At 42.3% G+C, this 15,094-nt stretch carries 11 protein-coding genes; 6 read left to right on the plus strand and 5 right to left on the minus strand.

Annotation, left to right across the window (positions count from 1 at the left end; genetic code table 11):
* Positions 1-3: 3 nt before the first annotated feature.
* Both G6053_RS28065 and G6053_RS28070 read right to left on the minus strand, forming a co-directional pair.
* The gene (locus G6053_RS28065; RefSeq protein WP_165309256.1) at positions 4-2,343 is read right to left on the minus strand and encodes a glycoside hydrolase family 95 protein; all 2,340 of its coding nucleotides are present in this window, start codon (positions 2,341-2,343) and stop codon (positions 4-6) included.
* A complete protein-coding gene (locus tag G6053_RS28070; RefSeq protein ID WP_165309257.1) occupies positions 2,333-4,216 on the minus strand; it encodes an alpha-L-fucosidase in 1,884 nt (627 codons plus the stop codon). The genes G6053_RS28065 and G6053_RS28070 overlap by 11 nt, the downstream gene beginning before the upstream one ends.
* A 416-nt stretch (positions 4,217-4,632) precedes the next feature.
* On the opposite strand from G6053_RS28070, the gene G6053_RS28075 reads away from it, so the two are divergent.
* A complete protein-coding gene (locus G6053_RS28075; RefSeq protein WP_165309258.1) occupies positions 4,633-5,121 on the plus strand; it encodes an META domain-containing protein in 489 nt (162 codons plus the stop codon).
* Positions 5,122-5,184: 63 nt separating this feature from the next.
* Here the strand turns inward: G6053_RS28075 and G6053_RS28080 are convergent, their stop codons facing one another.
* Positions 5,185-5,937 (minus strand): hypothetical protein, encoded by a 753-nt coding sequence (locus G6053_RS28080; RefSeq protein ID WP_165309259.1) that lies wholly within the window; start codon positions 5,935-5,937, stop codon positions 5,185-5,187.
* A 64-nt stretch (positions 5,938-6,001) separates the two neighbouring features.
* On the opposite strand from G6053_RS28080, the gene G6053_RS28085 reads away from it, so the two are divergent.
* Positions 6,002-7,174, plus strand: a complete 1,173-nt coding sequence (locus G6053_RS28085; protein ID WP_108634843.1) for an aminotransferase class I/II-fold pyridoxal phosphate-dependent enzyme — start codon at positions 6,002-6,004, stop codon at positions 7,172-7,174.
* Between the two features lie 95 nt (positions 7,175-7,269).
* Here G6053_RS28085 and tpx read toward each other — a convergent pair whose 3' ends face one another.
* On the minus strand, positions 7,270-7,770 hold the full coding sequence (gene tpx / locus G6053_RS28090) for a thiol peroxidase (RefSeq protein ID WP_108634842.1): 501 nt from the start codon (positions 7,768-7,770) through the stop codon (positions 7,270-7,272).
* 146 nt (positions 7,771-7,916) lie between these two features.
* Here tpx and G6053_RS28095 point away from each other — a divergent pair, with 146 nt between their 5' ends.
* The 3 genes from G6053_RS28095 to G6053_RS28105 all read left to right on the plus strand — a co-directional run bounded on the left by G6053_RS28095 (position 7,917) and on the right by G6053_RS28105 (position 11,171).
* The gene (locus tag G6053_RS28095) at positions 7,917-9,137 is read left to right on the plus strand and encodes an outer membrane protein transport protein (protein WP_108634841.1); all 1,221 of its coding nucleotides are present in this window, start codon (positions 7,917-7,919) and stop codon (positions 9,135-9,137) included.
* 6 nt (positions 9,138-9,143) lie between these two features.
* Entirely contained in the window at positions 9,144-10,499 is a 1,356-nt protein-coding gene (locus G6053_RS28100; protein ID WP_108634840.1) for an SGNH/GDSL hydrolase family protein, read from the plus strand.
* A gap of 255 nt (positions 10,500-10,754) precedes the next feature.
* A complete protein-coding gene (locus G6053_RS28105) occupies positions 10,755-11,171 on the plus strand; it encodes an OsmC family protein (RefSeq protein WP_104383749.1) in 417 nt (138 codons plus the stop codon).
* Positions 11,172-11,248: 77 nt separating this feature from the next.
* Here G6053_RS28105 and G6053_RS28110 read toward each other — a convergent pair whose 3' ends face one another.
* Entirely contained in the window at positions 11,249-13,621 is a 2,373-nt protein-coding gene (locus G6053_RS28110; protein WP_108634839.1) for an outer membrane beta-barrel family protein, read from the minus strand.
* A gap of 113 nt (positions 13,622-13,734) precedes the next feature.
* On the opposite strand from G6053_RS28110, the gene G6053_RS28115 reads away from it, so the two are divergent.
* Complete coding sequence (locus G6053_RS28115; RefSeq protein WP_165309260.1) at positions 13,735-15,054, plus strand: HAMP domain-containing sensor histidine kinase; 1,320 nt, start codon at positions 13,735-13,737, stop codon at positions 15,052-15,054.
* Positions 15,055-15,094 lie beyond the last annotated feature (40 nt).

Below are 15,094 nucleotides of genomic sequence, written 5' to 3' on the forward strand. Positions count from 1 at the left end.
TAACTAGCGGACTTTATAATCCTTGTAGGTTCCGTTTTCAAATATGCGAACATTTCCTTTTTTTCCTTTTATTTTAAGCGCGATAATTTTTCCATTTTCCCAGCTCATATCAACCGTATAATTTCCTCTGGCCTTCAGTCCTTTGACCTGTCCCTTAGACCAAGCTTTAGGCAGAGCCGGTAGCAGATGTATGTAGCCATTGTGGCTTTGTATCAGCATCTCCGCGATCCCGGCAGCACCACCAAAATTGCCATCAATCTGAAATGGTGGGTGGGCACAGAATAAGTTAGGGTAGGTTCCCGCTCCGACACCCTGATATGTTGTTTCATTGGCAAAAGCAGGTTTGAGCAACTGGCGAAGAATTTCCAGAGCATGATCGCCATCTTGTAATCTTGCCCAGAACAAGATTTTCCAGGCTCTGGACCATCCTGTCCCTTCATCTCCTCTTACGGCAAGTGTCTTGCGCGCAGCTTCAGCCCAAGCCGGTGTCGTCTGAGGAGAAATAAATGCCGCAGGGTACAAGCCATAGAGATGGGAGACATGGCGGTGTTTAGGCTCAACCTCCTGATAGTCTTCGAGCCATTCCATCACACGCCCGGATTGACTGATCACTACCGGCGGGGGAATCGCTTGTAGTTTTCCTTTCAAACTGGTGGCAAAGCTATCTTTGATTGCCAGAATTGAATCTGCCTGAATCACTGCCTGGTATAGTTCACGCACGATCTGGTTGTCTATTGTCGGGCCCATCACTACCGCAGCCACCTTTCCATTGGACATCCGAAACGCATTTTCCGGTGATACAGATGGCGAGGTTACCCACCATCCTGTTTTTGGATCCTGGACTAAGGTATGATCGTAAAATTGTGCAGCCCCTTTGAGTATCGGGTAGATCTCCTTCAGATAACCTTGGTCGCCGGTAAAAAGATAGTGCTCCCAGAGGTGGTTGCATAACCATCCTGACGCTGTACTTGCTCCCCAGGAAGCCTGTTCGCCCGGAGCAGAGTAGCCCCAAACATTGGTCATCATATACACGACCCATCCGGGGGCATTATAATAAGCTTTCGCGGTTTGCTCACCTGTTTTCGCTATCCGCTTGATCAACTCAATAAAAGGCTGATGGTATTCACTGAGATTGTTCACCTCCACACCCCAGTGATTCATCTGCGCATTGATATTCAGATGATAATCACCATTCCAGGGCGTCTGGATCTGATGAGCCCATAACCCTTGCAAATTTGGCGGAAGGGAGTTTGAAATTTTCGGTGCCGAACTCGAAATATTCAAATAACGGCCATACTGATAATAAATGGCCGCTAAATCCGGATCCTGCGTTGGATCTTTATAAAAATTCGCGATTCTTTCATTGGTCGGAACACGCGTATTTGATTTATTCCCAAAGAGATTTAGTTCAACCCTGTTAAAAATCTTTTGGTAGGCATTCACATGATTACGGTACATTTTATCCGCATTGGATAACTGCAAGGCAGCAAGGTTCGTCTGGACGGTAACGTTTGGATCTTGCCCATAATAAGAGGTACTTGCTGTGACATAAATAGAGAGATTACCCTCCGCAGAAACTTCCAGCACCTGATCTTTTTTACTGACCTTCAGATTTTTACCCTGCACTTTCAGCAGGCCGGCAAATTTGAGGTTTTTGTTCCCTTTACCATCCGGCAATGATCCTTCAACCAAAATTCCATCGTTCAACAGGCTGTAACGGTCTATATTTTCCTTCCGCGCGAAAGCAATACCTACGGTCTGCCTCGCACTGCTGTTTTGATGTAATTGAATAACACCGACATTCTTGTCAAAGGAGGTATAGTAAGTTCGCTGAATTTTTGTCTTTCCGGCACGAAAAGAAGTCTGTGCCGTCGCAGTGGTCAGATCCAATGATCGTGTGTAATCGGTAATAGTAGCAGATGGCAATTGATAATGCAAAAGCAGATCCCCCAGCAACTGGTAACAACCATAAGGGACATTGGCGCCATTTCCAAAACCTGAGCCCTTGCCTTTGGTGACAAAGGTTTCGTTGACCAGTTTTTCAGCTTCGTCATTTTTACTGGCCTTCAATAGCGCCTGAATGGCACTGACATTTTTATGTGCATCATAGTTATTGGGGTCCTCCGGGCTCCCGGACCACATACTGATCTCATTCAGCACAATTTTTTCCGTCGTTGGATTGCCATCAGGCATCATCCCGATCAGCCCATTGCCCAGGGGCAGCGTCTCTTCCCATATTTTGGCCGGTTTACTATACCAAAGACCGAGTGGATTTTGCTGTGCAAACGAAAGCGTGGTCTGCGAGATGCAGACCACGAGAAGCATTAAAATTCTATTTCGCATATAGTTCAAGCTCCGCAATTGTCAGCTCATTACCTTCAATAAATTGCTTTGGTTCAAATTTGATAAACTTGGTATTGCTGTGTGTTTCAAAAAATACCTGTTGCAAAATTGGATTTGCTTTGATATTGGAGAATTCGCCTTCCTTAATGCTTGTCCACTTTTTGCCATCCGTACTGGTAGAAATGATATACTTTGTCGGAATGCCGCCAGTTTTTTTATCCTGACGTGGAAGGAAACCGATACCCGAGGTCGCACCATTCGTTTCAATGACCAAGACTCCTTGATTGCCTACGTTTGCAAAGGTATTTGGGTTGCCATCGGTAATATAGGCTTTATCGGTCGCCGTCCCTGTCTGCAATTTAAAGTTCGTTTGCTTTTTAAGCTCTTTTGTATCAAAAGCGAAAGCTTCGTTATATTCCTTAAATAAGCCAAAATCACTCAAGGTAATTGCTACGGGAGCATAGATATGTAAGCGTAGGCGCGTCGCCGTGGTTGGTTGCTCAAGCTTTATCAAGCGATTCGCACCAATACTAGTCGCTCTGGCCAATGGTTTCCATGCATTATCCGCCCATTGTTCAATAGCAACACTGTCGATCCGTTGGCCCAGTTTGATGTTTTCACGCAATTGGATAAGATCAAATGTCGCAGCCGACTTTAGTTTGATTTCAAGCATCGCGGATGTTTTCGCATCGTCTGTTGCCCAATAGCTATAGCGGTCATTATCGGTAATCAACGATGTCGCATATGTTTTGGAATCACCATTACGCGTATTTGAGGCTGTGATGGTTGCACCTTTTGCTAGATTGGTATGGAAAGTTTCTTTAATTTTTTTACCAAAAGCCTTTAGGGATTTCACATCATTTTCATGAAGTGTACCTGAAGGCATTGGTGCTAGACCAAGATTCATACTGGCACCTCGACCAACGGATTTCAGATAGATTTCAAACAGTTGATTGGGTGTTTTTACACGGCTATTCTGTTCCTCGTGATAAAACCATCCCGGACGTTGGGGCACGTCACATTCTGCGGGGATCCAATATTTTCCATTCCGGTCACCCGATTCCGCATTATGCGATTCGGTCGCACCGGGTACCGCGACCTTTCCATTGAGTCCTATGGGCGTAAAGGTCGCCCATGAAGTTTCGGCGGCAAAGCCATGTTCATTACCGACCCAGCGCATATCAGGACCGATATCAGAGAATATCACCGCATTGGGCTGAAGCTTGCGCACAATTGGCCAGGTCTTTTCATGCCATTCATAATAGGTTGTGCGGTCAATGATCCGTTTCCCTTCATGTCCACCGTAGTAACCATCGCCGCCATTTGCACCGTCATGCCAGGAAGTAAACAAGGGACCGTAATTGCTCATCAATTCGGTCAGCTGCTGCCTGTAGGCATCTGCATAAGCCGGTGTACCATAATGTTCATCATGACGGTCCCAAGCTGACAGGTACACACCGAATTTCATTCCATTGCGATGTGTCGCTTCCATAAATTCTTTTACCATATCGCCCTTCCCATTCTTCCATGGCGAGGAGGCAATACTATAGGAGGTCGTTTTTGTGGGCCATAAACAAAATCCGTCATGGTGTTTTGCGACGCTGATCAAACCTTTAAAACCACCATCTGCTGCAGCTTTGGCAATCTGATTTGCATTAAATGCCGAAGGATTAAATAAAGCCGGCTGTGCATCACCATAGCCCCATTCTTTATTTTGAAAAGTTGTCGGGGTATAATGGATTAAGCAGTAGGTTTCCATCTCCTGCCATTTTAATTGGCGTTCGGTCGGTAAAGCCCCATAAGGTTTTAAGGTATCCGGTTTGGCGACATGACCGCCGGAAAGTAAGATGGAGGATAACAAGATTGTGAACATATTCTTTATTATAAGTACTCGAAAATTAGGTTGTAAAGTCCTAATATAAGAAGTTTCATAAAATTATCCGTGTAACATTTGCGTACTCAAAGCGGACAAAAAACACCCCAAAAGCATGCTGGGACAGAAAATTGGCCTTATTGAATCATATCAATCGATTGATATAAAACATTGCCTTAAAAGAGCAAAATAATCTCTTGCAGTGTTATCGTTGTGCTTTTTTTAGTGTGATTCCATCAAACTGAGCTTATTTCAGCCTTGAAGTGCAAACAAAAAATACCGATCTGTTATTTTATAGAGGATAAAGAAGTTAGCTGTACTACGGCAGGTGGTTGGATGCCATTGGGACAAGATTGGCATGATAATTACACACTCTAGGGCAGAAAAGGAATGTTTATATATTATTAAAAATGATTATGAAAGTAAATTTAATGATTTTAACAGTTGCATTGGCGTTTTCAACTGTTGCATGCAACACAACAGGAAAAAAATCTGAAGCAACGGGAAACAGCGATACCGCGACCACGGTTCAAAAACCAAGTGTGGTGGATAATGCATCGCTGGAGGGAACTTGGGAACTTAAGTCACTTACGACACCCGAAACAGCAGGAAAAGGACTCAAAGACCTCTTCAAAGACAAAGTCCCGACATTGACATTCACGACCAAAGACCACAAAGTAGAAGGTAACAACGGCTGTAACGGCATCGGTGGTACTTATGAAAGTGAGAAAGGCAATTCCATTAAAATCGGTGATAAATTGATTTCTACTATGATGCACTGTGAGAATGCCGCTTATAACGAATTTATGAATGGTTTAAAATCCACAACAAATTTCGATGTCAGAGATAATGAATTGACATTTATCTCCGGCGATATTGTTGTGATGCAATTTGTAAAGAAATAAGGAAATACTTCATTTAATGAAAGAGCCGGTATAATGTCCGGCTTTTTTGTTTGGAGTTCATCTTTAAGGGAAAAGCTTAGCATCCCATCTTCTTTCCCCAGATGGGCTCCGAACCCCTTCCTCATCAACATAGACTCTATTCATTTCCATATAATTGTTTACCGAGAGCGCTCTTGGCAAAAATTCTTCTAACACCAAAAGGCCCCTTAATTTATTTGGTTTCTGATCATAATTAGTAAATATGTCAATTATTTTAGAAGCACTATAGGGGTATTTATACACAATGCTATCTAAATTTTTGCTCGCATTAAAATAGAACGTTTTCTCAAGTGGCAATTGATCACCTAAATAGTAATATTCTTTTTTCAATAGGTCGTTCTCGTATTCATATTTATATATGCTAATTGGTTGATCTCCTCGGATTATTCTTCTTTCACTGATCAACTTCTTGTTATAGCGTAACTCATGTTTTTCATCAAATGTGACTTCCTTACTGGAACTCTTTTTTTCCAATTTAACCCGATCCCCAGAAATACTAATAATCCAATAGATAATATCTGTAAAATCGTTACGCGTCCCACTTGCTCCGGGAATAGGCAAAAAGCCACCGGTAATTCGAGAAAGTTGGTGGTCTTTGTACGCCAGTTTTAGCTTATTATCAAGCGGATAAAAATTATAGTTAGATAGAAAATCGGGGCTCAACAAGAACACAGGTATTTCTTTGAGTTCCTGATCAGAGAGTAATTTTTCGTCTTTTGAGCAGGAAAAAGAAAGGAATAGAATTCCTGAGAAAAAAAATAGCCAGATTTTTTTCATAAAATGGGTCATTTCATTGGTAATTATACGAATATAAAAATTTCATCTCGTAACTTTACACATCATGAAAAAAGATCAATCTAAAATCATACGTGAACAGGTCGATCGTTCAGCACTTCGCGAACATTCGACTCCTTTATACCTCACATCAAGTTTTATCTTCGACAGCGCTGAACAAGGTCGGGCGGTCTTTGCTGGAGAAGAGGATGCAATGATTTATTCTCGCTATGCAAACCCGAATACTTCCGAGTTCATCAACAAGGTCTGTATTATGGAAGGTGCCGAAGCAGGCTTATCCTTCGCATCTGGTATGGCTGCAGTATTTGCATCCTTTGCTGCAATTATCGAAAGTGGAGACCATATTGTTTCTTCACGCGCGATATTTGGTTCTACCCATCAGTTATTTACCGAACTTTTTCCGCGCTGGGGTGTTACCACAACTTATGTAGACGCGGCTAATCCGGAGGAATGGGAAAAGGCCATACAGCCAAATACGAAAATTATATTTTTGGAATCACCATCCAACCCCGGGTTGGAATTGGTTGATCTGGAATGGTTGGGCAAATTCAAAGAAAAATATCCAAACATCATCCTTTCGATCGACAACTGTTTTGCGACGCCTTATCTTCAGAAACCGATTCAGTATGGATTTGACCTGGTTATCCATTCAGCAACAAAATATATGGATGGACAGGGACGTGTTCTGGGGGGGATTGTGGTCGGAAAACAGGAATTGATAGACAAATTGATGTTCTTTATCCGTCATACAGGCCCCGCATTGTCACCATTTAATGCGTGGATTATTTCCAAAAGTCTAGACACCCTAGGGATCCGTATGGATCGCCATTGTTCCAATGCACTCGCACTCGCGCAAGCGCTAGAAAATCATCCGGAGATTGAAGATGTAAAATATCCTTTTCTACCAAGCCATCCACAATATGAGCTAGCTAAGAAGCAGATGAAAGCCGGTGGTGGTATAGTTACCCTGGTTGTTAAAGGTGGTTTTGAGCGTGCGAAAGCTTTTGTTGACCAGCTGGAAATGATTTTATATACATCCAACTTAGGTGACTCGCGGTCAATCGCTACGCACCCGGCATCTACGACGCATTCCAAATTATCAGAAGACGAGCGTTTAAATCTGGGCATACAACCAGGCAGCATCCGTTTGTCTGTTGGCTTGGAGGATCAGGAAGATATTATCAACGATATCTTACAGGCTTTAGAGAAAACCAAATAATCGATAAAAAGCGTGCTGAGGCACGCTTTTTATCGATTATTTGGTTTTTAGTACTGAGATATGAGATTTGTTCTTAACATCCCCTATCCTTCCAGTTAGTTCAATGAAGCAATAGCAGCCGCATAGTTCGGTTCGTCTGCGATTTCCGCTACTTGTTCTTCATACAATACTTTTCCATTCTCATCCAAGGTAATCACGACACGGCTCAATAGGCCTGCTAAAGGTCCATCAGCAATTGCCAATTGATAAGCATCAGAGAAATTCGAATCTTTATATTCGGATAATGTCACCACATTGTTCAAGCCTTCAGCGGCACAAAAACGCCCCTGTGCAAACGGTAGATCTTTCGAGATACACAGTACAACCGTATTGTCCAATTGCGATGCTTCTTTATTAAATGCACGTACAGAAGCTGCACAGGTTCCGGTGTCTACACTTGGAAAAATATTTAACACAATTTTTTTTCCCTTAAAGTCTGCTAAAGATTTATCGGAAAGATCGCCTGCAGTTAATTTAAAATCAGGCGCCTGCTCACCGACTTGTGGTAAGTTGCCTTTAGTGTTCACTGGGTTGCCCTTAAAAGTGATTGTAGCCATAAAATATGATTGTTTAATTTTAGTTTCCTTGCACTTAAAGGTACGAGCAAAAAAAATATTACACAACATTTATTAATATTAGCCAAACATTTACTATGTTAGCATTGTATTTTAAAGAGGAACGTTAACCAACAATAAACACTAGTATGAAGAAATTATTATTCTCAATACTTTGTGCATCACCATCACTGCTCTTTGCACAAGGGTCTCAAGTGAATACACAGGGCGTACGGGCATTAGGCATGGCTGGTGCCGGATCTGCACTGTTCACAGACGAAACAAGTATATTCTACAACCCGGGAGGTTTGGCAAAAATGGACCACAATGCAGTTTCTGCAGGCATATCCGCGGTAATGTATCGATCAGCCTTCAAAGAATCAGGAAGCAATCAAGTGTATAACACGCGCTCGCAAGTGACTCCTCCTTTTTCTGTTTTTGCAACATTTGGGCCAGACAATGCCCGTTGGAAGGCTGGACTGGGTGTCTATACGCCTTATGGCGGAGCAGTGGACTGGGGAGACAGTTGGCCTGGAAAATACGAACTCAACCATCTAAAATTGCGTGCGATTTACATCCAGCCCACTATCAGTTATAAATTGACGGATAACTTAAGCGTAGGTGCTGGTTTTGTTTACAACATTGGCATGGTCGATCTCGCTAGGTCACTACCTTTGTTTTTACCTGACGGATCCTCTGCACATGCCAAATTAACGGGTACAGGTACGGGTATAGGTTACAACGTCGGCGCGCATTACAACTTTGACAACAATGTCGCGATCTCTTTATCTTACCGGTCAAAAGTCGTTACAAAGCTGAAAAAGGGTGATGCCGAATTTACGGTGCCTGATGCTGTTGCAGCCTCGTTTTCCGATACCAAATTCAGCGCAGAACTTCCTTTGCCAGCATCACTTAACCTCGGCCTCTCGGTTCCGGTGAGTGACAAAGTGGATATTGTTGCCGACGGAACTTTTATCCAATACAATATCTATAAAAAGCTAGTCTTTGATTATGCAGATAATACCCCACTGCTACAGGATACAGAGCAAATAAAAAATTATAAGAATGCATTTTCAGGAAAAGTTGGGGTGAATTACAAAGCCAACGAAAAGTTAGCTGTACGTGCCGGAGTGGGATATGTAAAAACACCGGTTGATAAAGACTATGTATATGCAGAGACTCCGGACAACGACCGGCTCATGGGTGCGCTGGGCTTGTCTTACGCCATCAACGACAAATTCAGCCTTCACGCAGCTTATGTTTTACAAAAATTGAAAGAGCGCACTGTCACAAGCCCCGTCACACAAATCGAGGGCGCTTACAAGACAAATATTCACGCCCCTTCAATTTCATTCACCTATAAATGGTAATAGATTATGAAAAGATTTCAAAAAAATATTAAGCTTTATATTGGTTTTGTGGCGCTGGCATTGGCTGCGTCCTGTAAGCCATCTATCGACCTCGATACCAAAGGTGGAAATCCTGAAAATGTGGATTTCAGCAAATATATTGCTGTCGGTAATTCCCTGACTTCCGGTTATGCCAATAGTGGACTTAGTCTTAAGGGGCAGGAACAATCTTTCCCGAATATGCTTGCGCAAGAGATGAAAAAGGTGGGCGGCGGAGAATTTTTGCAGCCTTATTTTCCTGCGGAAAACTATAATGGCAGCGGATTTTTATATTTAAAAGCGCTGGTCAACGGTCAACCAGAATTAGGCACCGTAACTGACCACCTCGCTATCCGGGGGCAGACCGAAGACAAAAAGCCGCTTTACATCAAGTACACTGGTCCCATCAATAATCTGGGTGTACCGGGAATGCGTTTGGATATGGCATTTGCGCCAGGAATAGGTACCACAAAAGGGAATCCTTATTTTGAGCGATTGCTACCAGACAATGCGCCAGCTACCACAACTTATGTAGATTTCGCAACCACGAAAGACCATACATTTTTCTCCTTCTCCTTAGGAAATAACGATGTGCTGGGCTATGCCACAAACGGTGCTGTCCACACTGATGCTACAAACGCATTGATTTCCGAACAGGACTTTACGGGGCGTTATACCAGCTTTATCACTAAATTGACCAACAAAGAACAAAAAGGGGTTGTCGCTACCATTCCTGATGTCACTGCCGTCCCTTATTTTACGACAGTAACCCGTCAAGCCTTATTGGCCGGGGCTAATGCAGCATTAGCGGCAAAAGACCCCAAATTGCCACCTTTCGAGAATATCTATATCAAAACAAAGACTACCCCTCGGGCAGCAACGGATAAAGACATGTTTATCTTACCGTTTTCATCTGCGGGTTTACTGGGCCGACAAGATCTTAAAGACCCAGCAACTGGTATTGTCAATCCGTACCCCTATGGTCTATATCTACAAAATCCTGTTGGTGACAATTTTGTCTTAGATGAGGCTGAGGCAAAAATGGTCCAAGATCGTATTGTTGCGCTAAACGCGATTATTAAACAGGTTGCTGACAGTAAAAAACTTGCGGTGGCCGATATCTATAGTTTCCTGAACAAGGTAAAATCGGGCTATCAGATTAACGGTATCGCCATCAGCAATAAATACATCACCGGTAATATATTCTCGTTGGATGGTGTTCACTTAACGCCTATGGGCTATGCCATTATGGCCAATGTTTTTGTTGACGCCATCAATGCAAAATATAGCACCAAATTAGGAAAAGTAAATGTCAGCCAGTATGGCGGTGTTGCCTTGCCTTAGTGCTATACATGAACTAAAAAGGGCTAAAAAAGGTCATTTGAATTGAACATTCAGATGACCTTTTTTTGTGAAACAATGCGTATTTTTGTTTAACAAAGTCATTCATCAACGTTCAAGAAATGTTTATGTTTGTTTAATGTTCATCCGCTTCGAAGGTTGCATCCGATAAATCTTTTATAAGAGGGGTTTGACAGCAGAAGCTGCTATGGAATGAATGCAAAAAAACAAGTGCTATACGCGTAAATAATTATTCTTATGAAAATCAAATTAAACCGTGTCAATCAAGCTGTGCATTTCGAAGCCAGCAGTGAATTATCTTCCGTCAAAGTGAACATCGATGGCTCTGAAGCAATTGGTGGTGAAGGAAAAGGTGTTCGCCCCATGGAGCTGGTATTGATGGCATTGGGTTCCTGTAGCGTTTTCGACCTACATAGTATCTTGGTCAAACAACGTCAGCAAATTGACGATATCCAGGTGGAAGTAGAAGGAAAGCGTCGCGAAGAGGTTCCACAGGTGTTTACGGATATTCATATCAACTTTTTCCTTAAAGGGGACATCGACGAAGTCAAAGCAACAAAAGCTGCGGAATTAGCCGTGAAAAAATATTGTTCAGTACATGATATGCTTGCTGCGGGTGGTATCAATATCACATATTCGCTAAAAATAAACTAATATTTTTATAGTGCCTACGCTGACAGCTACAGATTTTAATTCCATCTGTGGATGTAAGTGTAGGCATTTTTTATGGGCTAAAGTCTTTTTTGCTCTTCGGTCTTGGTCGGCTGATTGCTGCTCTTGATTTTTTGATTTCCAAAGTGATACCGCAGCGTCACATTGACCTTTCTTGTATCTTGGTAATCGTCAAAATAATTATCCTGATCAGCATACTTTGACGAGATCCTCATTTTTTCAGTCCTGAAAATATCCATAAAAGCCAGATTGACTTCCAGTTTTTTGTTAAAAAATTTACGGTTGGTGGTCAAGTAAGTGCTGGAATAACCTGTAATCCGAAATGGCCCCTGAATAGTCGGTGAAGTAAAACTGTTTCCAAGTTCTACATTCCAGCCGGCATTTTTGTCCAGCACATAGCTTGAACTTATATTGCCATTACCGATGTAAACGTCATTCTTGTGGAGCAGAGCATCAGATCCCATAAAATAATTCTCATTGTACATGCCTTCCAGTTGAAGATTTAATCCCCAGCGGGAGGTTAGCTGAACACTCTTGCCCAGATCTATCCCCGCCCCCTGCCCTTTCTTAATATTGGTATATTGAAAGATCAGTTGATGATTGACGTTATCCTGCAAGGCGATTTCCATATTAGGCCATTTCTCGAACCGGTAAAATAGATCCACATTCCAGCTGTTCTTTGTCCAGGTCAGGTTGAGGTTATGTACAATGGTAGCCCTTAAACGTGGGTCGCCCTGAAAATAGGAAAACAGATTATAATAAGATTTCGCCGGATTGAGCCAGGAGTAAGCGGGACGGCTGATGCGCTTACCATAGGAAAACCCAAATTGCTGTTGGTCTGACCATGCATATTGCATATAGAACGTCGGGAATAGCACAATATAATCCTTCTTGTTGATATCCTTGGGCTCTGAGACAATGCCTTCCAAATCAGTATACTCCCCTCTTAATCCCGCTTTCCAGCTCCATTTCTTCCAGGTATAGTTAAACGATGTATATAAAGCCGCATTGCGTTCTTTGTAATCAAACAGGCTGCTCTTGTCCGGTCGGTGCTGTAGTGTACCAGATTCATCGTCTGAAAATAGCAGGTCACTTGTTGTCTTTACGGCACTAAACTTTCCACCAAATTCTACTTCCAGTCCCCCTATCTTTCCTGTAACGTCTACTTGCGAGGAAAAAAGGCGATTTTTGCTGTCATTATTACTAATAAAACGTGTGCTAGACGGCTTTTCTCCTTTAAAATTCAATGCCGTCAAGACATCCTGATCATTGCTGGCATGGCTGGACGTAAAGTAAGATGACCAATTAATGCTCCACTTAGGGCTGAGTTTCTTCGTCACTTGTAGATAGAGGTTATTGGTCTTGTTGGAACGTTCATGGTCATTTGTTGTAAAATAACTGGACTCCTGCACCCGGTCCTTGTTATAGATTATCATGGGCACTTCATAAACACCATAGGATCTTGGCCCATAATAACCGTTTAAGCCTGCATTGACCGACCATGTTGAGTCTGGCGTATAGTCCATCGAAAGCACATAGCTATTTTGGCTATTATTGGTATCGAAACGGTCCATTGTCCCTTCCCAAGAGGTCTGTTCCTTGGGATAATACACATAGTTTGTTTCATAACGGGCATAGGTACCGCGACCAAAATTGTATGTCCCTCGTAGATTGAACTTTTCGTTTTTATAATACTGCGTCAGTCCAAACAACTGTTTCCAGGTCGTACTCTTTTCGGCCAGAGCCAGCAGGGTACCCCGATAACCATATAAGGTAGATTTGGACAGCTTGATGTTAATGACCGTGCTTCCATCCGCTTCATATTTTGCCGGTGGATTGGTAATCACCTCGATGGATTGTACATCATTACCGGCTGTGTTCTCCAAATAAGTTTTCAGTTCGTCACCGCTCAGCATCACCTTACGGTCATTAATAAGCACCGCGATCTTTTTGCTTCCCCGCACCAGGAGGTCCGAACCGTTGGTCATTACCAAAGGCGTCCGTTTGAGAATATCCCAGGTGTTAAGTGCGGAGAGATTACTATTTTGAACATTAAATTCCAGACGGTCCAATTTACGGATCAATCGCGGTTGCCGACCCACCACATTCACTTCCGCAAGTTCTTTCGCCTTTGGCAAAAGTGTCACTATCAGGGGACTCTTTATGGTGTCGCTGTAAAAAAATATTTCAAGGGATCCAAAGTTCAAATGCGAGGCTTTAAGATAGTATTTGCTATGCTGCATCAATGACACTTCAAATTTCCCGGCACGATCTGTTTTTGTTTCGCTGATCTGTTGATAGGTACTGTCCAACAAAACAATGGAGGCATCAGCCAGCGCCTCCTTGTTACCATTCCGGATCTGTCCCCCGACCTGTTTAGTCTGTGCCGTCACGAACAATGGTGCTGCAAGCAAAAATAATAAGCATTTCATATTTCGGTATTTAATGTCCCAAAATTGTTCATTAACACAGCTAAATATGGTTAATGAAGAGTTAATGCTGCGTTAAGGTCTATGATCTTCGTTAGGAGCGGCTATATTTGTATATGGAATTGAAACCTAAAAATTATATTATCCTTTTCATCCTATTTTTTGCCATCCTCATTGGCATACAAGGTTATCAATTGTACAATACCTACCGGCTCAAACAACGTGAAATATTCGCTGATATCAAAAAGAATCTGGACAGATTAGAAGACTCCGATTCTATTTTTGACAACAACTTATTAAGCAAGGATATCGCCCGTGATTATTACATTAAACTGGTTAAAAAGGAGATCACGGCAGAAGGTTTAAAAAATTTATATAAAACACACGCGCAGAAGACATCCGCGGAGTTAACAAAATATGTCGACAGTATATTCCGGCCACTGGGCATGCATGTCATCCTCCGGCAGGAAATATTAGGTATTTATTATAAAGATGCGGCAACCCCATTGGTTGATGGCCCCATCACCGTGTATACCACAAAGGGTACCTTCCATAACCCTACAGAATTATCCAGCAGTAAATGGCTTACGGAAAAAACTGAAACGAACAGGACTCAGGATAGTATCCAAAGCAGGGAGATTCTATATGTTTTTTCTGTTCCGCGCAAGACTTTTTTTGAGGTGGTCAATCTCAACTGGATTCTATTTAAGGAGCTCACCTCACTGCTGTTAAGCACCTTATTGATCCTGGCGGCTTTTATCTGGTTATTTTACCGAACAATTAACAACCTCAGGAAACAAAAAAAACAGATTGCGGTGTTGCACGATGTCGTAGATAATATTTCGCACGAGCTAAAAACACCGATTGCTACCTTAAAAATAGCGGCCAGAACCCTCCAAAAATCTCCCGATAATACAATTGTTGCCGTCATTGAACGTCAAGTGAGCCGTTTGGAACAAACATTGGATCCATTGAACGAAAGTCAAAATGCAACAAGTTTATCCCCAACAACAGCGAAAGAACTACAGGCAATTTTTAGTGATTTTCAGCTGTGTAACCCAACGGTCAAACTCATTGTGGAACCAAGCCTCAACTTGCCAATTTGCCTTAACCTAATAGATACAGCGACATTATTTTCAAACCTGATGAATAATGCGGTTAAATATGGTGCCACCCAACTAAATATCCGTTTTGAGGAACAAAAAGACTATCTATCCATTCAGGTCAAAGACAACGGACAGGGCATGGAAGAAAGCGAGTTACCCTATATTTTTGAAAAGTTTTACCGTATCCAGAAAGACAATATTCATGATACAAAGGGCTTAGGAATTGGTCTATTTTTGGTTAGGAACATTGTCAAAAAATATGCGGGGAAGATTAGCGTGATAAGTAAATTGCAACAAGGAACAACTTTTGTGGTGCTATTGCCGCGCTAATTTTTCACTTCATTGGCCTACATTGCCAATCAGCGGCAGA

This window comes from Sphingobacterium sp. DR205 (genome assembly GCF_011064245.1).
GTDB lineage: Bacteria > Bacteroidota > Bacteroidia > Sphingobacteriales > Sphingobacteriaceae > Sphingobacterium > Sphingobacterium athyrii.

Coding starts and splice junctions, on each gene's coding strand:
- G6053_RS28105 (WP_104383749.1), top strand. CDS start 10,755: ATGAAAATCAAATTAAACCGTGTCAATCAAGCTGTGCATTTCGAAGCC.
- G6053_RS28075 (WP_165309258.1), top strand. CDS start 4,633: ATGAAAGTAAATTTAATGATTTTAACAGTTGCATTGGCGTTTTCAACT.
- G6053_RS28080 (WP_165309259.1), bottom strand. CDS start 5,937: ATGAAAAAAATCTGGCTATTTTTTTTCTCAGGAATTCTATTCCTTTCT.
- G6053_RS28085 (WP_108634843.1), top strand. CDS start 6,002: ATGAAAAAAGATCAATCTAAAATCATACGTGAACAGGTCGATCGTTCA.
- G6053_RS28095 (WP_108634841.1), top strand. CDS start 7,917: ATGAAGAAATTATTATTCTCAATACTTTGTGCATCACCATCACTGCTC.
- G6053_RS28110 (WP_108634839.1), bottom strand. CDS start 13,621: ATGAAATGCTTATTATTTTTGCTTGCAGCACCATTGTTCGTGACGGCA.
- G6053_RS28065 (WP_165309256.1), bottom strand. CDS start 2,343: ATGCGAAATAGAATTTTAATGCTTCTCGTGGTCTGCATCTCGCAGACC.
- tpx (WP_108634842.1), bottom strand. CDS start 7,770: ATGGCTACAATCACTTTTAAGGGCAACCCAGTGAACACTAAAGGCAAC.
- G6053_RS28100 (WP_108634840.1), top strand. CDS start 9,144: ATGAAAAGATTTCAAAAAAATATTAAGCTTTATATTGGTTTTGTGGCG.
- G6053_RS28115 (WP_165309260.1), top strand. CDS start 13,735: ATGGAATTGAAACCTAAAAATTATATTATCCTTTTCATCCTATTTTTT.
- G6053_RS28070 (WP_165309257.1), bottom strand. CDS start 4,216: ATGTTCACAATCTTGTTATCCTCCATCTTACTTTCCGGCGGTCATGTC.